At 68.6% G+C, this 20,850-nt stretch carries 22 protein-coding genes and 1 tRNA gene; 15 read left to right on the top strand and 8 right to left on the bottom strand.

The genetic code is table 11. The annotated features are described in order from the left end of the window. Window positions 1–19: 19 nt before the first annotated feature. Entirely contained in the window at window positions 20–550 is a 531-nt protein-coding gene (locus OQ968_RS07725) for a pyridoxamine 5'-phosphate oxidase family protein (protein WP_324676324.1), read from the top strand. Here OQ968_RS07725 and OQ968_RS07720 read toward each other — a convergent pair. Together OQ968_RS07720 and OQ968_RS07715 are read right to left on the bottom strand one after the other, a co-directional pair. Next, window positions 538–1,080, bottom strand: a complete 543-nt coding sequence (locus tag OQ968_RS07720; RefSeq protein WP_324676322.1) for a helix-turn-helix domain-containing protein — start codon at window positions 1,078–1,080, stop codon at window positions 538–540. The two genes, OQ968_RS07725 and OQ968_RS07720, sit on opposite strands and share 13 nt — an antisense overlap. Before the next feature lie 8 nt (window positions 1,081–1,088). Next, window positions 1,089–2,078 carry an NAD-dependent epimerase/dehydratase family protein gene (locus OQ968_RS07715; protein WP_324676320.1) on the bottom strand — a complete coding sequence of 330 codons (990 nt, stop codon included), beginning with the start codon at window positions 2,076–2,078 and terminating at the stop codon, window positions 1,089–1,091. Between the two features lie 83 nt (window positions 2,079–2,161). Here OQ968_RS07715 and OQ968_RS07710 point away from each other — a divergent pair, with 83 nt between their 5' ends. Then, window positions 2,162–2,974 carry an SDR family NAD(P)-dependent oxidoreductase gene (locus OQ968_RS07710; RefSeq protein ID WP_324676318.1) on the top strand — a complete coding sequence of 271 codons (813 nt, stop codon included), beginning with the start codon at window positions 2,162–2,164 and terminating at the stop codon, window positions 2,972–2,974. Here OQ968_RS07710 and OQ968_RS07705 read toward each other — a convergent pair. Further along, window positions 2,971–3,759 carry an SDR family NAD(P)-dependent oxidoreductase gene (locus OQ968_RS07705; protein ID WP_324676317.1) on the bottom strand — a complete coding sequence of 263 codons (789 nt, stop codon included), beginning with the start codon at window positions 3,757–3,759 and terminating at the stop codon, window positions 2,971–2,973. The two genes, OQ968_RS07710 and OQ968_RS07705, sit on opposite strands and share 4 nt — an antisense overlap. Window positions 3,760–3,818: 59 nt before the next feature. Between OQ968_RS07705 and OQ968_RS07700 the strand changes: the two genes are divergently transcribed. From OQ968_RS07700 to OQ968_RS07690, 3 genes are all read left to right on the top strand, one after another. After that, complete coding sequence (locus OQ968_RS07700) at window positions 3,819–4,385, top strand: carboxymuconolactone decarboxylase family protein (RefSeq protein ID WP_324676315.1); 567 nt, start codon at window positions 3,819–3,821, stop codon at window positions 4,383–4,385. Between the two features lie 259 nt (window positions 4,386–4,644). Then, window positions 4,645–6,153, top strand: a complete 1,509-nt coding sequence (locus OQ968_RS07695; RefSeq protein WP_324676313.1) for a DUF4185 domain-containing protein — start codon at window positions 4,645–4,647, stop codon at window positions 6,151–6,153. 64 nt (window positions 6,154–6,217) lie between these two features. Beyond that, window positions 6,218–6,604, top strand: a complete 387-nt coding sequence (locus tag OQ968_RS07690; protein ID WP_324676311.1) for a DUF4189 domain-containing protein — start codon at window positions 6,218–6,220, stop codon at window positions 6,602–6,604. A 13-nt stretch (window positions 6,605–6,617) separates the two neighbouring features. Here OQ968_RS07690 and OQ968_RS07685 read toward each other — a convergent pair whose 3' ends face one another. From OQ968_RS07685 to OQ968_RS07665, 5 genes are all read right to left on the bottom strand, one after another. Continuing rightward, a complete protein-coding gene (locus tag OQ968_RS07685) occupies window positions 6,618–7,433 on the bottom strand; it encodes a cutinase family protein (RefSeq protein ID WP_324676309.1) in 816 nt (271 codons plus the stop codon). Between the two features lie 69 nt (window positions 7,434–7,502). After that, entirely contained in the window at window positions 7,503–8,183 is a 681-nt protein-coding gene (locus tag OQ968_RS07680; RefSeq protein ID WP_324676307.1) for a thioesterase II family protein, read from the bottom strand. Then, on the bottom strand, window positions 8,180–8,575 hold the full coding sequence (locus tag OQ968_RS07675) for a hypothetical protein (protein WP_324676305.1): 396 nt from the start codon (window positions 8,573–8,575) through the stop codon (window positions 8,180–8,182). Before OQ968_RS07675 ends, OQ968_RS07680 begins: the two co-directional genes overlap by 4 nt. A gap of 108 nt (window positions 8,576–8,683) precedes the next feature. Next, window positions 8,684–8,893 (bottom strand): hypothetical protein, encoded by a 210-nt coding sequence (locus OQ968_RS07670; protein ID WP_324676304.1) that lies wholly within the window; start codon window positions 8,891–8,893, stop codon window positions 8,684–8,686. 142 nt (window positions 8,894–9,035) lie between these two features. Further along, a tRNA-Arg gene (locus OQ968_RS07665) sits at window positions 9,036–9,111 on the bottom strand. Between the two features lie 114 nt (window positions 9,112–9,225). Between OQ968_RS07665 and argS the strand changes: the two genes are divergently transcribed. The 10 genes from argS (at window position 9,226) to OQ968_RS07615 (ending at window position 20,843) form a co-directional block, all read left to right on the top strand. After that, entirely contained in the window at window positions 9,226–10,878 is a 1,653-nt protein-coding gene (gene argS / locus OQ968_RS07660; protein ID WP_324676302.1) for an arginine--tRNA ligase, read from the top strand. Beyond that, a complete protein-coding gene (lysA, locus tag OQ968_RS07655; RefSeq protein ID WP_324676300.1) occupies window positions 10,875–12,302 on the top strand; it encodes a diaminopimelate decarboxylase in 1,428 nt (475 codons plus the stop codon). The genes argS and lysA overlap by 4 nt, the downstream gene beginning before the upstream one ends. Further along, on the top strand, window positions 12,292–13,617 hold the full coding sequence (locus OQ968_RS07650; RefSeq protein WP_324676298.1) for a homoserine dehydrogenase: 1,326 nt from the start codon (window positions 12,292–12,294) through the stop codon (window positions 13,615–13,617). Before lysA ends, OQ968_RS07650 begins: the two co-directional genes overlap by 11 nt. Before the next feature lie 11 nt (window positions 13,618–13,628). Then, window positions 13,629–14,705, top strand: coding sequence for a threonine synthase (gene thrC / locus OQ968_RS07645; protein ID WP_324676672.1), 1,077 nt, complete (start codon window positions 13,629–13,631; stop codon window positions 14,703–14,705). Window positions 14,706–14,727: 22 nt separating this feature from the next. Continuing rightward, entirely contained in the window at window positions 14,728–15,663 is a 936-nt protein-coding gene (gene thrB, locus OQ968_RS07640) for a homoserine kinase (RefSeq protein WP_324676670.1), read from the top strand. 268 nt (window positions 15,664–15,931) lie between these two features. Then, window positions 15,932–17,818 (top strand): transcription termination factor Rho, encoded by a 1,887-nt coding sequence (rho, locus tag OQ968_RS07635; RefSeq protein WP_324676296.1) that lies wholly within the window; start codon window positions 15,932–15,934, stop codon window positions 17,816–17,818. A 136-nt stretch (window positions 17,819–17,954) separates the two neighbouring features. Next, complete coding sequence (rpmE, locus tag OQ968_RS07630; protein WP_324676294.1) at window positions 17,955–18,206, top strand: 50S ribosomal protein L31; 252 nt, start codon at window positions 17,955–17,957, stop codon at window positions 18,204–18,206. A gap of 72 nt (window positions 18,207–18,278) precedes the next feature. Next, on the top strand, window positions 18,279–19,352 hold the full coding sequence (prfA, locus tag OQ968_RS07625; protein ID WP_324676292.1) for a peptide chain release factor 1: 1,074 nt from the start codon (window positions 18,279–18,281) through the stop codon (window positions 19,350–19,352). Then, on the top strand, window positions 19,349–20,197 hold the full coding sequence (prmC, locus tag OQ968_RS07620; protein ID WP_324676290.1) for a peptide chain release factor N(5)-glutamine methyltransferase: 849 nt from the start codon (window positions 19,349–19,351) through the stop codon (window positions 20,195–20,197). The genes prfA and prmC overlap by 4 nt, the downstream gene beginning before the upstream one ends. Next, window positions 20,190–20,843: an L-threonylcarbamoyladenylate synthase gene (locus OQ968_RS07615; RefSeq protein WP_324676288.1), complete on the top strand. Its 654-nt coding sequence runs from the start codon at window positions 20,190–20,192 to the stop codon at window positions 20,841–20,843. Before prmC ends, OQ968_RS07615 begins: the two co-directional genes overlap by 8 nt. Window positions 20,844–20,850 lie beyond the last annotated feature (7 nt).

Here is a 20,850-nt window from a genome sequence, read left to right as displayed (position 1 = left end):
GGCGCCGGTCAATACCGGCATGACGATCACACAACGCAACCTCGACGGCTACGGTGCGCCGCCGATCGAATGGGCGCGCGTCAAGGAGGTGCTGGACGGCCCGCTGCCGCAGGCGCCGGGCAGCGGCGGCCCGAACCGCCACACGGTGTGGCTCACCACGATCAATCCCGACGGCAGCCCGCACGTGACGGCGGTCGGGGTGGTCGGGTGCGGCGGCGGCTGGTACTTCACCTCCGGCCTCGCGACCCGGAAATCGCGCAACCTGGCCCGCGACTCCAGGTGCGTGGTCAGCATCGCGACCGAACCGTTCGACCTCGTGATCGAGGGCGCCGCGCGGCGGGTCACCGACGCGGGTGAATTAGCCTCCGCGGCAGATGCTTTCGTTCGCGACGGATGGCCTTGCGAGGTTGCGGGCGACGCGCTGACGGCGGAGTACAGCGCCCAATCGGCGGGCCCGGCGCCGTGGCATCTGTATCGCCTGACGCCGTCGACGGTGGTCGCGCTCGGCACGTCGGAGCCGTTCGGCGCCACGAAGTTTCAGCTGGACTGAGCCGGAAGGCCCGCCGCGGCCCGGATCTCGCGGCGCGCCGCGGCGCGGTCGGGGTCGGGAAATATGTAGTGGCTCAACGCGGTCCGCGCGATGGCGCCGGCCAGGTCTCGCGTGTTCACCGGCGTGGCGAAGGCGCCCTCGCGGGCGCAGCGCGCCAACACCGCGACCAACCCCTCGGCGAGCATGGGCAGCGCCTGCGCCATCTGTTCGTGGGCGAAGCCCGGCTCCAGGTCGAGCAGCCGACCGGGTGGCTGCGCCTCGACGAAGGTCGCGATGACGTCGACGGCGGCTTCGAGTCGCGCGACGCCGACGACGCCGGACATCGCCCGGTCCATCGCTGCGTCGAAGCGCTGGCGCTCCCGCCTCCCCAGCGCATCGATGAGTTCCTCTTTGGACGCGAAGTAGCGGTAGATGGTCGGCCGCGAAACCCCGGCCAGGGCCGCGACGTCCGACAGCGACAACCTGCGGGCACCCGTCCGGAACGCGAGCCGCTGGGCCGCGTCGAGGATGCGGTCGGCCAGATCCACCACGGCGTCCCCTACAGCTTGCCGAGCCCGCGCAGCCACGAGATCAGCAGGCGCAGCCCGTCGTCGAAGGACATGGGCGCGTAGCCGAGGCGCCGGGTGGTCAGATTGTCTTTGGATCTGGGCTTGCGACGCGTCTTGGCGGCGGCCTCCGCGATGGCCATCAGGGTGGGCCCGAATTCTTCCGTCAGCGCCTCGGGGTCCGTGCGATAGTCGAGATCATCGACGCGGTGGTCGATTCCGGCGATCTCACACGCCCGGTTGATCCCGCCGGCGGTGCTGAACGTGTCCTCGGGCCGGCCGACCAACAGGTACCGCTCGCCGGAAACCCCCTTGTCCAGCGCGGTGATCGCGCCCCTCGCCACGTCCGCTCCCGCCACCCACGTCACCGGAAAAGCCAAGTAGCGCTTGATCTTTCCGCGCATGCCCGCCAACAGCACCCGGTTGAAGCTGGTGCGGTGCAGGGCGCGTTCGACGACCAGGCCCGGCCCGAAGATCGCGCCGGGATGGCAGGTCAGCACGTCGTCGCCGGCGGCGGCACGCCGGTGCGCCTCCAGAAAGGCGGCGAGCTTGGTGACGGTGTAGGGGTCGCCCGGCGGGTTCTTCAGGACGGGCGCGTCCTCGAAGTCGGCGCCGGTGCTCAGGTCGAGGAAGGTCGCGGTGCTCAGGGCGACCACCCGGCGCATGCCGTGGGCTCTGGCCGCGTCCAGGACGTTGGTGGTGCCGACCAGGTTGACGGCCTTGAAGTCCTCCAGGTCCTGGCTCGCGCCGCCCAGCAGGGCCGCGCAGTGAATGGCGGCCTCGGCGCCCTTCGCCGCCCGCAGCACGTCGCCGGCGTCGGTGATGTCGCCCGTGACGAGTTCGACGCCGATCTCGGCGAGCGGCGCGGCGTCGTCGGGATTGCGGACCAGGGCGCGAACGCGGTCGCCCCGCGCGCCCAACTGCTCGCACACGTTGCCGCCGGTCTGCCCGGTCGCGCCGGTGACGAGGATCGTGCTGGCCATGGCGGCCTCCCGCGGTGTTACATATCAAACAGATTTAGTGAAGACTGTAAACCTTGAGCTGCAATTGTTCTATAGTTAACTGTATGACCCTCGATCCCTCGAGCATTCTCCTGACCGACCGGGTCGCGGTCGTCACCGGCGGTGGCGCCGGCATCGGCCGCGGCATCGCGGCGGGGCTGAAGGCATTCGGCGCGCGGGTCGCGATCTGGGAGCGCAACCCCGACTCGTGCGAGTCCGCCGCCGAGGAGATCGGCGCCCTTGGCATCACCGTCGACGTCCGGGACAGCGCCGCGGTGGACGCGGCGCTGGCGCAGACCCGCAAAGAACTCGGGACGGTGACGATCCTGGTGAACAACGCCGGCGGGGTCTTCTGGTCGGGAATCCTCGACACCAGCGAGAACGGTTGGGACGCGCTGTACAAATCGAACCTGCGCCACGTCTACCTGTGCACGCAGCGGGTGGCGCGCATCCTCGTCGAGCAGAAGCTGCCGGGCAGCATCATCAGCGTCACCTCGATCGAGGGGGTGCGCGCCGCGCCCGGTTACGCGACCTACGCGGCGGCCAAGGCCGGCGTCATCAACTACACCAAGACCGCGGCACTGGAACTCGCGCCGCACGGCATCCGGGTCAACGCGCTGGCGCCGGACATCACGCTGACCGAGGGCATCCGGCAGATTGCGCCGCCCGGCTCCGAGCGGCGGTTCGGCCTCACGGTCCCGATGGGCCGCGCGGGCCACGTCGACGAGATGGCCGGCGCGGCAGTCTTTCTCGCCTCCGACATGTCCAGCTACATCACCGGTCAAACCATCCACGTCGACGGCGGCACCCAGGCCGCGAGCGGTTGGTACCACCACCCGGAGACCGGCGCGTACGCGCTCGGGCCGACGAGCGGTTAGGCGCCGGTGTCCAGGCCGACGTGCGCGGACATCCCGCCGTCGATCGAGATCATCTGACCGGTGATGTAGCGGGACTGCTCGCTGGCCAGGAAAACGACGAGATCCGCGACGTCCTTCGGTTCCCCGAGGTAGGGCGTCAGGGTCGCGCGGCCCAGGCCGCCGATGATGTCCTCGGACAGGTGCGCGCGCACCGCGTCGGTGAGGATCAGCCCGGGCACGACGGTGTTGGCCCGCACGCCGCGCTTGCCCTCGCTCGTCGCGACGTACATCGTCAGGGTGTGCACCCCGGCCTTCGACACCCCGTAGGCCAGCCGGGTGCGGTCACCCGACAGCGCCGCTCCGGACGACATGTTGACGATCGAACCGCCGCCGCCCTTGCGCATTTCGGGAATCGCGTGCTTGCACATCAGCAGCTGGCTTCCGAGGTTGACGTCCAGGGACCGCCGCCAGACGTCCAACGGGATCTCGCACACCGTCGTGTCCCGGGACAAAAAGTCGCTGGCGGTCAGCGCGGCGTTGTTGTGCAGGACGTCGACCCGGCCGAATTCCGCGACCGTGGATTGCACGGCGTCCCGCGCCGCATCCTCCTCCGCAAGGTCGCCGCCCAGCGCGATCGCCCGCGCCCCCGTTCGCCGAATCTCGTCGGCGACCTCGGCGGCCCTCGCCTCGTCGACGTCGACGATCGCGACGGCGGCGCCCTCGCGGGCCAATTCGCGCGCGGTTGCCGCACCGATTCCGCCCGCGCCCCCGGTGACTATCGCGACCTTTCCGGCGAGTCGGGGCATCGGGTCCTCCCAAAATATCGGGGCTTTTCGGTGGCGCATTAGAACGTTAGCCTCATTAAATGCCGCGTATCGCGCCAATTCCGATGGAAGAACTCAGCCCGCATTCCCGCGAAATCGTGGAGGCCGGCGTCGCCGCCGGGCTCTATGCGACTCCGGTGCCCTTGCAGATCTTCGCCTACCGCAGCGCACAGCTCGATCAGGTCAACATGGCCAGAACCCACCTCGGTGCGGGGACGCTGCTCGGTGGCCGGATCCTGGAGCTGCTGCGCATCCGCAGCGCCCAGCTCGGTGAGTGCGAGCCCTGCAGCCAGTCGCGCAAGCATGATTCGATCACCGACGAGGATGTCGCGTGCCTGCTCGCGCCCGGCCACGGCGCGCTCACCCCGCAGGAGCGGATGGCCGTCGAATTCCTCGACCTGCTTGCCACCGACCACCACGCGATGGACGACGAGTTCTACCAGCGGTTGGGTGAGCATTTCACCGCGGCGCAGATCGTGGAGCTGGGATTCACCTGCGCCGGGGTGATGGGGGTGCACCGCTTCATTCACACCCTCGACGTCTACGGCGATTCACCGCCCGTCATCGGCTACGACCGGGATCAGGTCGACAGCACGAAGGTCGAGTAGCGGCGCCGGAACCGTTCGGCGCCAGCCGCTGTCGGACGGCTCGCTGCACGGCACCCCGGCGTTTGCTGCGCGGCACGGATGACGGCTGCCCACCGTATACACGGGCGACGCCCACAAATTTGCTGAAGCGGGTTGCGACACGGTCACGGAAGCATACCTATTCACAGCTCACTGGTCTCAAAAGCCCCAGGAATCACTATCGTCACATGAGCAAGCCGCAGGCGTCAATGGACGTCTCGCCCCCCGAAAGGTGTGACACTTGTCGGCGATTCTTCGAAGCACTTCGCTCTGGGTGGTGTCGACGGCCGCTGTGGCATTCATCGCTGCGTTGGGCCCCGCACCATCGGCGAATGCCACACCGTGCGGCGCGCCCGAGGCGAACGTGGATCCTCCGGCCGCGCCGCCCGCCATGCCCGCGCCGCAGCCGACCGTGGTGCCGCCGACCGGGCGCAGGCCCACTCATACGAACGACCAGGCGCCGCTGCCGAAGTTGGGTCCGCTGATCCAGTCTTTCCTCAGGCCGACCGCCCCCGGTCAGCGCTACTCCGCGCCGATGCAGCCGCAAGCGGGGGTGGTGCCGCCGCCCGGGCCCAATCCTCCGACGCCGGGCCTCCCGCAGTCGCCGAACGCCACCCAGCTGCAGCCGAACGCGGCCCCGGCGCCGCCGCCGCAGCCCGCGCCGCAGCCGGCTCCCCAGCCCGCACCGGCGCCGCCCGCCTCGATCGCGGGGGCGCCGACGTCGCTGGTCGACTGGGTGACCGGACCGAACGGTCCCAACAAAACGTTGCAGCGCTTCGGGATCTCGGGAACCGACCTCGGGATCATTTGGGACAACGGCGATCCCGTCAACCGCCAGGCCCTGATGGCCTTCGGCGACACGTTCGGCTACTGCAAGGTCCGCGGCCAGGAATGGCGGTACAACGTGCTGTTCCGCAGTAACGACCGCGACCTGTCCCACGGGATCCACATCGCCGACGGCGTGCCCAACGACCGGTACTCCGGCTCGCCGGTGTGGACCAACGGCCTTTCCAAGCAGGTCGTCAACACCATCCACAAGGCGGCGCACGAAACGGGAATCATTCCGACCTCGGGCATCGCCATCGGGCGAACCCAGTACATGAACTACATGTCCATCCAGCGGTGGGGCCGCGACGGCGAATGGTCGACGAACTACTCGGCGATCGCGAGATCGATTGACAACGGCCAAAACTGGGGAATCTACCCCGGCACGATCCGCACCGCCTCGGCCGACGCGGTGCCGGGCGTCGGGTTCACGCCGGGGAACGAGAATTTCCAGATGGGGGCGTTCATGAAGGGTAACGACGGTTACCTCTATTCGTTCGGCACCCCGTCGGGACGCGGCGGTCCGGCGTTCCTGTCGCGGGTTCCCCCGAACGCCTTGCCGGACCTGACCAAGTACCAGTACTGGAACGGCGACAACGGCGGCCGCTGGGTGCCGAACAACCCGGGGGCGGCGACACCGGTCTTCCCGGGTCCGGTGGGCGAGATGTCCGCCCAATACAACAGCTATCTCAAGCAATACCTGGTGCTCTACACCAACGGCGGCAGCAACGACGTCGTGGCCAGGACGGCGCCCGCCCCGCAGGGACCGTGGAGCCCCGAGCAGCCACTGGTGTCGTCGTTCCAGATGCCCGGCGGCATCTATGCGCCGATGATCCATCCGTGGTCGTCGGGTCGGGACCTGTACTTCAACCTGTCGCTGTGGTCGGCGTACGACGTGATGTTGATGCACACCGTGCTGCCATAGCCTTCGGCTTGAGCCTTCTGCTTGACCTGCGGTGATGCCGCGTCTGTGCGATAGTGGTTGCCTGATGAAGAGGCAAGCGACAGTAGTGTTCGCAGTCGGCGCGGTGGTCGCGGCCGCGCCGCTCGCGCATGCCGACAACGACTGGATCGCGATGGCGATGTCGGACTCCACCGGGCAGATCAAGTTCGTCGACGGCGGGAAGAGTCAGGGCGCCGCGGAGCAGAAGGCGATGGAGGCGTGCCGCAAGGCCATCAGCGACTGTCGCCTGCTGGCCAGCGGGCAGGGTGGCTGCATCGCGCTCGTCCTGAACGCCGCGAAGACCAAATACTTCGGAGGCTGGGGGCCCACCCGCGAGGACGCGGAGGCGGCGGCCCTGGCGACCGCGGGCGGCGGGACGGTGCAAACCGGCCACGGCCACTGCCAAGGAGATCAGGCGGGCGGCGGGGGCTGAGCGAATCGCTCGATCAACCGCCAACGCCTCCCGTAAACGGAGACCCGACGGCGGTCGTCGGCGCGCCGGGAAGAGCGGCGGGCGGCCCGGGAAGAACAGTCGGCGCCCCGGGCACGGCGGTCGGCGGCGCGGCGAGATCGCTCACAACGCGACCGGCCGCAAAGGTCGCGCCCGTGTCGATCATCGCCACGTTGGTCGAGTACGTGTCGTGCGCGGCGAAATTCATCCCGTCGGAACAGATCGGGTCCCCGGGAGCGCATACCTTGATGGTCTTGGCCTGATACAGCGGCCCGATGACGACGGGCGGCTCGCCGAAGAAGTTCATCGCCTTGTCGGAGGGCAGTGCGAACAGCACGACCGAGGAGATGTGGTTGGCCACCTCGGGGTCCAGCGGTTTGGGCACGGTCGCCGGATCGATCCCGTTCGGCACGGCCGCCGAGGTGACGAAGCCCATCACGGCCGCGCCCTGCGAATACCCGCCGAGCACCATCTTGGTATTGGGGCAGTCGTGTGCCATCGAAACGACGTGCGCACCCGCGTCCCTGATGCCTTCCTCGCCCGCATTCGTCCAGTCATGGGTGGCGGGGTAGTTGACCGGATATACGTCGAGCGATTTCGCGCCGATGCGCGGGCGCAGGGAGTCGACGAACGCCTGCCCGGTCGGGCCGAGCCCGGGCGGGTCGTCGGTGCCGCGGGCGAATACCACCTGCACGTCGGGACACGGATCGGCGGAGGAGGAGGGGATCGCGGACGCGAGGACGGCGGCGCTGACGCCCGACGCCGCGACGGCAGCAGAGGCAAGGAAACGAGGGATCCGACGCGCGATCATGCGCCAGTATGCCCACAAATGCGATTCGCGAACCGCGGTTTTCAGTAACCGACCGGTTCGGCCAACGCGTCATGCCGCCGCGATCGTCGACATCAGGGGGCGAAGCGTCTCGAACAGCGACTGCCGATCACGAATATAGAAGTGGCCGCCCCGAAGGATCCGCACGGAGAAGTCCCCGGTCGTCCGCGACCGCCATTCGTGCAAGTCGGATTCGCTGACCAGCGGATCCTCGCTGCCGCCGAAGACGTGAATCGGGCAGGGCAGTTCCGTCGCGGCGTCCTCGTCGTCCGTCATGCACAGCCGCAAGTCGTGGCGGGTGGCGGTGACGGCTCGTTCGTGCAGCGTGGGCCACCGGGTCAGCTGCGCCGGCAGTCCGCCCAGGTCGGACAGCAGCGTCGCGAGCTGGTGGTCGTCGAGCAGATCCACGACGTGCAGCGGCGGCCGCAGGTGCGGTGGGCCATACGCGGAGAGGAAGACCGCGCGGGGCAGCGGAGAACCCTGCGCCGCTCGCACGCACGCCAACCGGTACGCGAGCAGGGCCCCGAAGCTGTGGCCGAAGAACGAATGCGGCTGGGCCAGTTCGGATTCCAGCTGACCGTTCACCTCGTCGACGAGCTGGCGCAGCGTGGTGAAGCGCTGCCGGTCGGCGATCTCGACCGGAATCACCTCGACGGCCGGCCGCAGCGTCCTGTCCCACGCGTTGAATGCCAACCCGCCGCCCCCGGCGTGGTGAAAGCAGAACAACTTCACGATTGGCCGCCCGCGTTCAGCAGCTCCAGCTCCTCGGCCAGCGCGGCGACCATGGACCGGATCTGCTCCTCCGAGTGGCAGCTGGTGACAAAGAATCGGACGCCCGCTTTGTCCTCCGGCACGACGGGAAAAGCGATCAGGTCGGCATTGATGCCACGCCGGATCAGGGCGTCGGACAGGCGCAGCGCCTTGATCGAGCTGCCGACGATGCACCAGATCACCGGGGCGCCCGCGCCCGCGACGGTGTCGATGCCGGCTTCGCGGGCCAGGCCCAGGAAGAGCGCGGTGTTCGTCTGCAGCCGGCGGAAGTGTTCGACCAGCGCCGCGCGGCCGGTGGCCCTCCGTTTGGCGGCCGCGGGCGCGATCACGTCGAGGCTGGTGTTGGTGTTCATGCTGTGCTCCGTACCTTCGTGGGACCCGAATGGGCCGCGTTCACTGGTAGGAGCGTCGGACCCCGCTAACGCGGACAGGTTTTTCCGAAGAACTTTGGGAGCTCGGGATCACTCGTGATGCGTGTCTTCCCAACCCCACTCGTCGTCGTCCAGGACATCCACGGTGAGATCGTTGTCGGCGGGGCCCTGCGTCCCGTAGGCGAAGGTGAGCAGGGTGCGGTCGTCGTCAAGGGGTTCGGTCCGGATGACCGTGGCGTGCCCGATCTTCATGCGGATCTTGTCTCCGGGCTTCAATTCGTCGACGCGCTTAAAGGGCACGCGGACAGCCTCCTGCGAGTTCGGCGAGCACGGTGAGGCCGCTGGGGGGATACGCGTGTCATCGTAGACATGTGCGATCCGGCGCGACATCGCACACGGCTTTGCCGGTTCGGCGAAAATGGTAGTTGACCTGCGAAAATGCTGGTGCCCCCGGCAGGATTCGAACCTGCGGCCTTCTGCTCCGGAGGCAGACGCTCTATCCCCTGAGCTACGGGGGCGCTGGTACTGACATGCTGCGCCATCGGGCCCCGACAGACTAACGCATCGCGGCGGCCGTCCCGTCACCGCAATGGATTCGGGCGTAGCCAGCGCAGCCAATAGGATGGACGCTCGTGACCCCCGCTGACCTGGCTGAGCTGCTCAAGACCACCGCCTCCGCGGTGTTGGCGCAGCGCGGCCTGGACACGGCGGCGCTGCCGCCGACGGTCACCGTGGAGCGGCCGCGCAATCCCGAGCACGGCGATTACGCCAGCAACCTGGCGATGCAGCTGGGTAAGCGGGTCGGCGCAAACCCGCGTGAGCTGGCCGGATGGCTCGCCGAGGCGCTGGCCCGGGCCGACGGCATCGCCTCGGCCGAGGTGGCCGGGCCGGGCTTCATCAACCTGCGCCTGGAGGCCTCGGCGCAGGCGGTGGTGGTCAACAACGTCATCGACGCCGGCGAGAGCTACGGTCATTCGGACGCGCAGGCCACCCACAGGGTCAACCTGGAATTCGTCTCGGCCAACCCGACCGGACCCATCCACATCGGGGGCACCCGCTGGGCCGCGGTCGGCGACGCGCTGGGCCGGTTGCTGACGACACAGGGCGCCGACGTGGTGCGCGAATACTATTTCAACGACCACGGCGCCCAGATCGACCGCTTCGTCAGCTCGCTGATCGCCGCGGCCAAGGGGGAGCCGGCCCCGGCAGACGGCTACGCGGGCACCTACATCACCGACATCGCCGCCCAGGTGCTGCAGCAGGCGCCCGACGCGCTGACCCTGCCCGAGCCGCAGCTGCGCGAGACCTTCCGCGCGATCGGTGTCGACCTGATGTTCACCCACATCAAGAAGTCGTTGCACGAGTTCGGCACCGACTTCGACGTCTACACCCACGAAGAGTCGATGCACACCAGCGGGCGCGTCGACCAGGCCATCGCCCGGCTGCGCGAGACCGGCAACATCTACGAGAAGGACGGCGCAACCTGGTTGCGCACCAGCGCTTTTGGTGACGACAAGGACCGCGTCGTGATCAAGAGCGATGGCAAACCGGCCTATATCGCCGGTGACATCGCCTACTACCTGGACAAGCGGCAGCGCGGCTTCGACCTGTGCATCTACATGCTCGGTGCCGACCACCACGGATACATCGCCCGGCTCAAGGCCGTGGCCGCCGCCTTCGGCGACGACCCGGCCACCGTCGAGGTGCTCATCGGGCAGCTGGTCAACCTGGTCCGCGACGGCCAGCCGGTCCGGATGAGCAAGCGGGCCGGAACGGTGATCACGCTCGACGACCTGGTCGAGGCGATCGGGGTCGACGCCGCGCGGTACAGCCTGATCCGCTCGTCGGTGGACACCCCGATCGACATCGACCTGGCGCTGTGGTCCTCAGCGTCGAATGAAAACCCGGTCTATTACGTGCAATACGCGCACGCGCGGCTTTCCGCGCTGGCCCGCAACGCCGCCGAACTGGGGCTCATCCCCGACACCGCGCACCTGGAGCTGCTCAGCCACGACAAGGAGGGGACGCTGCTGCGCACCATCGGCGAATTCCCGCGGGTGCTGAAAACGGCGGCGTCCCTGCGTGAACCACACCGGGTGTGCCGCTACCTGGAGGACCTCGCCGGTGACTACCACCGGTTCTACGACTCGTGCCGGGTGTTGCCGCAGGGCGACGAGCAGCCCACCGACCTGCACACCGCGCGGCTGGCGTTGTGTCAGGCTGCGCGCCAGGTCATCGCGAACGGCCTGGCGATCCTCGGAGTCACCGCCCCGGAGCGAATGTGAACGTCCACCCCGCGGGTCCCCGGCACGCCGAAGAGACCCGGCACACCGAAAGCCCGCCGCGGCCGCAATCCCCCGAGGAGCTGCTGCGGCTGGCGCCGAATGTGTGGCCGCGCAACACAACTCGCGACAAAGCCGGTGTTATCGGCATCGCCGGAGTGTCGGTGACCGACCTCGCCCAGGAGTACGGCACCCCGCTGTTCGTCATCGACGAAGACGACTTTCGATCCCGCTGCCGCGAGATCGCGTCGGCCTTCGGCGGCGGACAGCATGTGCACTATGCCGCGAAGGCGTTCCTGTGCAGCGAGATCGCGCGCTGGATCGACGACGAGGGACTCTCGCTCGACGTGTGCACGGGCGGTGAGCTGGCGGTCGCCCTGCACGCCGGCTTTCCACCGGAGCGGATCACCTTTCACGGCAACAACAAATCCGTGGCAGAGTTGACGGCCGCGGTGAAAGCCGGTGTGGGCCATGTCGTTTTGGACTCGATGACCGAGATCGAGCGCCTGGACGCGATCGCGGCCGAAGCCGGCGCCGTCCAGGACGTGTTCGTTCGCCTCACCGTCGGCGTCGAGGCGCACACCCACGAGTTCATCTCCACCGCGCACGAGGACCAGAAGTTCGGCCTGTCGGTGGCGAGCGGTGCGGCGATGGCGGCGGTCGGCCGGGTGTTCGACGCCGACCACCTGCGCCTGGTCGGGCTGCACAGCCACATCGGTTCGCAGATCTTCGACGTCGCGGGCTTCGAACTGGCCGCGCACCGCGTCATCGGCCTGCTGCACCAGGTTGCCGACGAGTTCGGGCTCGACAAGACGGCACAGATCTCGACCGTCGATCTCGGTGGCGGCCTGGGCATTTCGTACCTGGCCTCCGACGACCCGCCGCCGATGGCCGAACTCGCGGCCAAGCTGAGCACCGTCGTCAGCAACGAGTCGGCCGCGGTGGGGCTGCCGACGCCCAGGCTGGTCGTCGAGCCCGGACGCGCCATCGCCGGGCCGGGCACCATCACCCTGTACGAGGTCGGCACCGTCAAGGACGTCGACGTGAGCGCCACGGCGAACCGGCGCTACGTGAGCGTCGACGGCGGCATGAGCGACAACATCCGCACCGCGCTGTACGACGCGCAATACGATGCCCGGCTGGTCTCACGCGTCAGCGATGCGCCGGCCGCGCTGGCCCGCATCGTCGGAAAGCACTGTGAGACCGGTGATATCGTCGTGCGCAACACGTGGGTGCCCGACGACCTGCGGCCGGGCGACCTGTTGGGAGTGGCGGCCACCGGCGCCTACTGCTATTCGCTCTCGAGTCGTTACAACATGATCGGCCGGCCGGCCGTGGTGGCCGTGCGCGCGGGGCGGTCCCGGCTGATCCTGCGCCGCGAGACGGTCGACGATCTGCTGAGTTTGGAGGTGAACCGTGCCCGGTGACGAAAAGCCGGTCGGCGTGGCGGTACTGGGATTGGGCAACGTGGGCAGCGAGGTTGTCCGGATCATCGAGCACAGCGCGCAAGACCTCGCCGCTCGCATCGGCGCGCCGCTGGTGCTGCGCGGCATCGGCGTGCGCCGCGTCGCCGCCGACCGCGGTGTTCCGATCGAACTGCTCACCAACGATATCGAGGAACTCGTCTCGCGCGAAGACGTCGACATCGTCGTGGAATTGATGGGCCCAGTCGAGCCGTCGCGCAAGGCGATTTTGCGCGCCCTCGAGCACGGCAAGTCCGTCGTCACGGCGAACAAGGCGTTGCTGTCCACCTCCACCGGGGCGTTGGCGCAGGCGGCCGAAAGCCGCAACGTCGACCTCTATTTCGAGGCGGCGGTCGCGGGCGCCATCCCGGTCATCCGCCCGCTCACCCAGTCACTGGCCGGCGACACGGTGCACCGGGTGGCCGGCATCGTCAACGGCACCACGAACTACATCCTTTCCGCGATGGACAGCACCGGTGCCGACTACGAGAGCGCACTGGCCGACGCGAGCGCGCTCGGCTACGCCGAGGCAGACCCCACCGCCGACGTCGAGGGCTACGACGCCGCCGCCAAGGCCGCGATCCTGGCGTCCATCGCCTTCCACACCCGGGTGACCGCCGACGACGTCTATCGCGAGGGCATCACCGACATCACCCCGGCCGACTTCGTGTCGGCGCGGGCATTGGGCTGCAACATCAAGCTGCTGTCCATCTGCGAGCGCATCACCACCGACGACGGCCAGCAACGGGTTTCGGCCCGCGTCTACCCCGCGCTGGTGCCACTGTCGCACCCGCTGGCCACGGTGAACGGGGCGTTCAACGCCGTGGTCGTCGAGGCCGAGGCCGCCGGCCGGCTGATGTTCTACGGCCAGGGGGCGGGGGGCGCTCCCACCGCATCGGCGGTGGCCGGTGACCTGGTGATGGCCGCCCGCAACCGGGTGTTGGGCAGCCGCGGCCCGAAGGAGTCCAAGTATGCCCAACTACCCATCGCACCAATGGGTTTCATCAACACTCGGTACTACGTCAGCATGAACGTCGCCGACAAGCCCGGCGTATTGTCCTCGGTGGCAGCGGAATTCGCCAAGCGCGAGGTGAGTATCGCCGAGGTACGCCAGGAGGGAGTGGTGGACGAGGGCGGGCAACGGGTGGGAGCCCGCATCGTGGTGGTCACTCACACCGCCACCGACGCCGCGCTGTCCGAAACCGTCGATGCGCTAGCCGATTTGGACTCCGTCTATCGCGTGGCCAGCGTGCTGCGGCTCGAAGGAACCACCCTATGAGTACGCCCCGGATGACCCGGACGGCGACGCACCAACCGTGGCCGGGTGTGATCGCGGCGTACCGCGACCGGTTACCGGTCGGTGACGATTGGACTCCGGTCACGCTGCTCGAGGGTGGAACCCCGCTGATCGCCGCGACCCGTCTCTCGGAAAAGACCGGCTGCACCGTCCATCTCAAGGTCGAGGGGCTCAACCCCACCGGCTCCTTCAAGGACCGCGGCATGACGATGGCCGTCACCGACGCGTTGGCCCGTGGCCAGCAGGCCGTCCTGTGCGCGTCGACGGGAAACACCTCGGCCTCGGCGGCGGCGTATGCCGCGCGTGCCGGCATCACCTGCGCGGTGCTGATCCCGCAGGGCAAGATCGCGATGGGCAAGCTGGCGCAGGCGGTCATGCACGGCGCCAAGATCATCCAGATCGACGGCAACTTCGACGACTGCCTGGAGCTCGCCCGCAAGATGGCCGCCGACTTCCCGACGATCTCGCTGGTCAACTCGGTCAACCCGGTGCGCATCGAGGGGCAGAAGACGGCGGCGTTCGAAATCGTCGACGCGCTGGGCACCGCACCGGACATACACGCTCTGCCCGTCGGCAACGCGGGCAACATCACCGCCTACTGGAAGGGCTACACCGAGTATCACCACGAGGGCGTGATCGACAAGCTGCCCCGCATGCTGGGCACCCAGGCCGCCGGCGCCGCGCCCCTGGTACTGGGCCACCCGGTCAGCCACCCCGAGACCATCGCGACCGCCATCCGCATCGGCGCGCCGGCGTCGTGGACGGCCGCGGTTGCGGCGCAGCAGCAATCCAACGGGCGCTTCCTGGCCGCCACCGACGAGGAGATCCTCGAGGCGTACCACCTGGTCGCCAGCTGCGAGGGCGTGTTCGTCGAGCCGGCCTCCGCCGCCAGCATCGCGGGTCTGCTCAAGGCCGTCGAGGACGGTTGGGTGGCCCGCGGGTCGACGGTGGTGTGTACGGTGACCGGCAATGGCCTCAAGGATCCCGACACGGCGCTGCGGGACATGCCGAGCGTGTCCCCCTTGCCCGTCGATCCTGTGCTCGTCGTAGAGAAGTTGGGGCTGGCGTAGTGGAAGTCTCCCGGTGACCCGGATGCTGCCCGCGGGGCTGGTGGCGAGCGCCGTGGTGTCGGCGTCCAGTGCCAACCTCGGCCCCGGTTTCGACAGCCTCGGCCTGGCGCTGAGCCTGTTCGACGAGATCGTCGTGGAGACAATGGATTCCGGCTTGGTCGTGGAGGTCGACGGCGAGGGCGCCGGTCAGGTGCCAATGGGTCCCGAGCATCTGGTGGTGCGTGCCGTCGAGTCAGGGCTGCGGGCCGCCGGGGTCAGGGCCGCCGGCCTGGTGGTGCGCTGCAGCAACGCCATCCCGCATTGCTGCGGCCTGGGTTCTTCCGCGGCGGCGGTGGTCGGGGGCCTGGCGGCGGTGAACGGCCTTGTGGCACAGACGGATTCGAAGACCCTGAGCGACGCGGAGCTGATCCAGCTGGCCTCGGAGTTCGAGGGCCACCCCGATAATGCGGCCGCCGCGGTGTTGGGTGGCGCGGTGGTGTCCTGGATCGACCGCACGGGTGCGCAGCCCAGGTACTCGGCGGTGCCGCTGCGGCTTCACCCCGACATCCGTCTGTACTGCGCCATCCCCGAAGAGCGCTCGTCGACCGCGGAGACCCGGGTGCTGTTGCCCGCCCAGGTCAGCCACGACGACGCGACTTTCAACATCAGCCGCGCCGCGTTGCTGGTGGTGGCGCTGACCGAACGACCGGATCTGCTGATGGCGGCCACCGAAGACGTGCTTCACCAACCGCAGCGTGCCGCCGCGATGCCCGCCTCGGCGGAATATATGCGCCAGCTCCGGCGTAATAAGGTGGTAGCGACACTTTCGGGGGCTGGTCCATCGCTCATCGCGTTCAGCACGGAGCCGGAGCTACCCTCGGAGGTGCTGGAGTACGGCGCCGCGAATGGATTTACCGTCACCCAGATGACCGCCGGCGAAGGAGTTCGCTGGAGCCCGGGAGTCACGGTTCCCAGTTGATCCACAGCGTGGCCGGAGGGTTTGCTTGCTTCCGGCAAGGATGCGGGTTATCCTCGGAGCCGTCCAGCAATCGCAGAATCTGCATCTGCAAACATACTGCCTTGCCGCTAGGACAACACCAATTCTTCTCGTGAACGAGGTTCGCCGCATACTCCGCCGATCAAGGCGATCACCGTTGCAGAGTCGATGATTGGTCGCACTCGGCAATTTGGCTGAATGCAAAACGAACCCCCGTATCACGTGATCAGCGGGGGAAGAAAGGAAATCCGTGACTGATACGGACCTGTTCACGGCGAGCGAAAGTACCGATGGCGATCGGCCGTCGGACCCCGTGAACACCGACAAACCAGACGCCAAAAGCCCAGACGCCAAAAGCGATGTCTCGGTTGGCTCCCTGTCCACCATGGTGCTGCCCGAGCTGCGCGCGCTGGCCAATCGAGCCGGCGTCAAGGGGACGTCGGGCATGCGCAAGAACGAACTGATCGCGGCGATTCAGGAAATCAGGGGACAGGCCAACGGCGCGTCGGCCCCCAGCGCCCCGCCTGACGCCGACGACAAATCCGACACGGCGACCGCCGAAGCACCTGCGGCCCAAGGGGAACAGGGCGATTCGGCCGACGAGGCCCCGCGCCGCGAACGGCGTGATGCCTCCCGCGACGCCGGATCGGTCACCCGCACCGCCGAGGAGGCGGATCGCAAAGACGCCAAGGACGCCAAAGACGGCAAAGAGGACGCCAAAGAGGGCGCCAAAGAGGGCCCCAGAGAGGGCAAAGCCTCCGGCGAGTCCCGCCAGGGCGGCCAGCAGGACACCAAGACCGAGGAACGCGGCCAGGGCGGCGGCGATCGGCAAGGCTCCGGCGGTCAGCAGGGTCGTGGCGGCTCGAACCAGCAGGACGACGACGGCGAGGGCCGTCAGGGCCGGCGGGGACGCCGCTTCCGCGACCGCGACCGCCGGCGCCGCGGTGAACGAGGCGGCGACGGCGCCGACGCCGAATTGCGCGAGGACGACGTCGTCCAGCCGGTTGCCGGCATCCTTGACGTCCTCGACAATTACGCGTTCGTGCGCACCTCCGGCTACCTGGCCGGCCCGCACGACGTCTACGTCTCGATGAACATGGTCCGCAAGAACGGCCTGCGCCGCGGCGACGCGGTGACCGGTGCCGTTCGGGTGCCCCGCGAGGGCGAGCAGCCCAACCAGCGGCAGAAGTTCAACCCGCTGGTCCGCCTCGACACCGTCAACGGCGGATCCGTCGAGGACGCCAAGAAGCGGCCCGAATTTTCCAAGCTGACGCCGCTGTACCCCAACCAGCGGCTTCGCCTGGAAACCACTCCCGACCGGCTGACCACGCGGGTCATCGACCTGATCATGCCGATCGGCAAGGGGCAGCGCGCGCTGATCGTGTCGCCGCCCAAGGCCGGCAAGACGACGATCCTGCAGGACATCGCCAACGCGATCACCAAGAACAACCCGGAATGCCACCTCATGGTCGTGCTCGTCGACGAGCGGCCGGAGGAGGTCACCGACATGCAGCGCTCGGTCAAGGGCGAGGTCATCGCCTCCACCTTCGACCGCCCGCCGTCGGACCACACCCAAGCCGCCGAATTGGCGATCGAACGCGCCAAGCGGCTCGTGGAGCAGGGCAAGGACGTCGTGGTGCTGCTCGACTCGATCACCCGCCTGGGGCGCGCCTACAACAACGCGTCGCCCGCGTCGGGCCGGATCCTGTCCGGCGGTGTCGACTCCACCGCGCTGTACCCGCCGAAGCGCTTCCTGGGCGCCGCGCGCAACATCGAGGAAGGCGGGTCGCTGACCATCATCGCCACGGCGATGGTGGAGACCGGATCCACCGGTGACACGGTCATCTTCGAGGAGTTCAAGGGCACCGGCAACGCCGAGCTCAAGCTGGACCGCAAGATCTCCGAACGCCGGGTCTTCCCCGCCGTCGACGTGAACCCGTCCGGCACCCGCAAGGACGAGCTGCTGCTGTCGCCGGACGAGTTCGGCATCGTGCACAAGCTGCGCCGCGTCCTGTCGGGCCTGGATTCCCACCAGGCCATCGACCTGCTGATGTCGCAGCTGCGCAAGACGAAGACCAACTACGAGTTCCTGGTGCAGGTGTCCAAGACGACGCCCGGATCGATGGACAACGACTAAGCCGCAACGCCCGATACGCCGCGCCCAACGTCTCGACGCGATCCGCGCGCCGGGAATGCCCGAACCCTCCCCGCTGTTTTGGGCAGGTGGCGGTTGACCTGGCATAATCGACGATCGACGACCCGAAGAGGACAGCATGAAAACCGACATCCACCCGGCCTACGAGCCGACCACCGTGCACTGCGGGTGCGGGAACACCTTCGAGACCCGCAGCACCAAGCCCGGCGGCCACATCGCCGTCGAGGTCTGCTCGCAGTGCCATCCCTTCTACACCGGCAAGCAGAAGATCCTGGACAGCGGCGGCCGCGTGGCCCGCTTCGAAAAGCGCTACGGCAAGCGCAAGGGCGGGGCCGCGGAGGCGCCCGCGCAGGAGCAGGCCGACAAATAGCCGGCTCACCGACGCCCGAACTGTGCATCCGCACGGGCCGGGCGTCGGTTTGTGTTTGCGGGAGGAGGTGACATGACGGAGCCGGTACAGGCCATCGACGTGCTGCTCGCCGAACACGCCGCGCTCGAGCAGCGGCTGGCCGACCCCGAATTGCACAGCAATCCCGCCGAGGCGCGCAAGGCCGGCCGCCGCTTCGCCCGGCTCGCCCCGATCATCGCCACCTATCACAAGCTGGAGTCCGCGCGCGGGGATCTGGAGACCGCGCGTGAACTCGCCGCCGACGACGCATCGTTCGCCGACGAGGTCACCGAACTGGAATCCCGCGTCGCAGACCTGGACACCCAGCTCACCGACATGCTGGCGCCGCGCGACCCGCATGACGCCGACGACATCGTGCTCGAGGTCAAATCCGGTGAGGGCGGCGAAGAATCGGCCCTGTTCGCCGCGGACCTGGCCCGGATGTACATCCGCTACGCCGAGCGGCATGGCTGGAGCGTGACGGTCCTGGACGAGACCACGTCGGACCTGGGCGGCTACAAGGACGCGACGCTCGCGATCGCCGGCAAGGGCGACACGGCCGACGGTGTCTGGGCGCGGATGAAGTTCGAGGGCGGTGTGCATCGGGTGCAGCGCGTCCCGGTGACGGAATCCCAAGGCCGCGTGCACACTTCGGCGGCGGGCGTGCTGGTCTATCCGGAGCCCGAGGAGGTCGCCGAGGTCCAGATCGACGAGTCGGACCTGCGCATCGACGTGTACCGCTCGTCGGGCAAGGGCGGGCAGGGTGTCAACACCACCGACTCCGCGGTGCGGATCACGCACCTGCCCACCGGGATCGTCGTCACCTGTCAAAACGAACGCTCACAGTTGCAGAACAAGACCCGGGCGCTGCAGGTGCTGGCCGCGCGCCTGCAGGCGATGGCCGAGGAGCAGGCGCTGGCCGACGCGTCGGCGGATCGGGCCAGCCAGATTCGCACCGTGGACCGCAGCGAACGGATTCGAACCTACAACTTCCCGGAGAACCGGATCACCGATCACCGAATCGGTTACAAGGCCTACAACCTGGACCAGGTTCTCGACGGTGACCTGGACGCGTTGTTCGACGCGCTGAGCGCCGCCGACAAGCAGGCGCGGTTGCAACAGGCATGACGGTCCTGCGGCGCGCAATCGACTCTGCTGCGGCGCAACTGGCCGAAGCGGGAATCGATTCCGCGCGTTTCGACGCCGAGGAGCTGGCCGCCCACCTGACGGGCACCGATCGCGGCCGGCTGAGCCTGGTCGAGTCGATCGACGACGAGTTCCTCGGCCGTTACCGCGACGCCGTCGCCGCGCGCTCGCGACGGGTGCCGTTGCAGCACCTCATCGGAACCGCGGCGTTCGGACCGGTGGTGCTGCAGGTCGGCCCCGGCGTGTTCATACCGCGCCCGGAGACCGAGGCCATGTTCGCCTGGGCGACCGCGCAGCGCCTCGACACAAGGCCCCTGATCGTCGACCTGTGCACCGGATCCGGCGCCCTGGCCGTCGCGCTGGCCTCGCACCGGCCGGCCGCCCGGATCATCGGCGTCGACGACTCCGACGCGGCGCTCGAATACGCCCGCCGCAACGTCGAAGGCACCGCGGTCGAACTCGTCCGCGCCGACGTCACCGCCCCGGGCCTGCTTCCCGAGCTGGACGGACGGGCCGACCTGGTCGTCGCCAACCCGCCGTACGTACCCGACAGCGCCGTCCTGGAACCCGAAGTGGCCCAACATGATCCGCCGCACGCGGTGTTCGGCGGGCCGGACGGCATGGCTGTGATAATTGCCGTGGTGCGCCTCGCCGGACGCTGGCTGCGTGCGGGCGGCCTCTTCGCCGTCGAGCACGACGACACCGCGTCGTCGCGTACTGTCGAATTGATCGAGAACACAGGGCTTTTCGATGACGTCCGGGCCCGGCACGACCTGACCGGCCGGCCGAGGTTCGTGACAGCCCGCAGAAGGGGGAGAGGTGGCTGAGATATTCGACTGCGCCGACCCCGACCAGCGCGCGCTGGGAATCTCCTCGGCGGTCGGCGCGCTCAAGGGCGGCCGGCTGGTCGTCATGCCGACGGACACCGTGTACGGCATCGGCGCCGACGCCTTCGACAGCACGGCGGTGGCCGCGCTGCTCGCGGCGAAGGGACGCGGCCGCGACATGCCGGTCGGCGTGCTCGTCGGTTCGTGGCACACCATCGAGGGGCTGGTCTACACGATGCCCGACGGGGCGCGCGAGCTGATTCGCGCGTTCTGGCCGGGCGCGCTGAGCCTGGTGGTGACCCAAGCGCCGTCGCTGCAATGGGATCTCGGCGATGCGCGCGGCACCGTGATGCTGCGCATGCCGCTGCACCCCGTCGCGATCGAGCTGCTGCGCGAGGTCGGGCCGATGGCGGTCTCCAGCGCCAACGTCTCGGGCCGTTCACCCGCGGTCAACGCCGACGAGGCGCGCAACCAACTCGGCGACCTCGTCGACGTCTATCTCGACGCCGGCCCGTCGGAGCAGCAGGCCGCGTCCACGATCGTCGACCTGACCGGGGCGGCCCCGCGCATCCTGCGGGCGGGACCGGTGAGCGCCGAGCGAATCGCGGAAGTGCTCGGGACGGACCCGGAAAGTTTGATCGCGTAGTAAGCGG

Origin of the sequence: Mycobacterium sp. 663a-19 (assembly GCF_035616495.1) — a bacterium.
GTDB lineage: Bacteria > Actinomycetota > Actinomycetes > Mycobacteriales > Mycobacteriaceae > Mycobacterium.
Note: the sequence above shows the minus strand (reverse complement) of the source record. Positions and strands in the feature narration are given on the sequence as shown.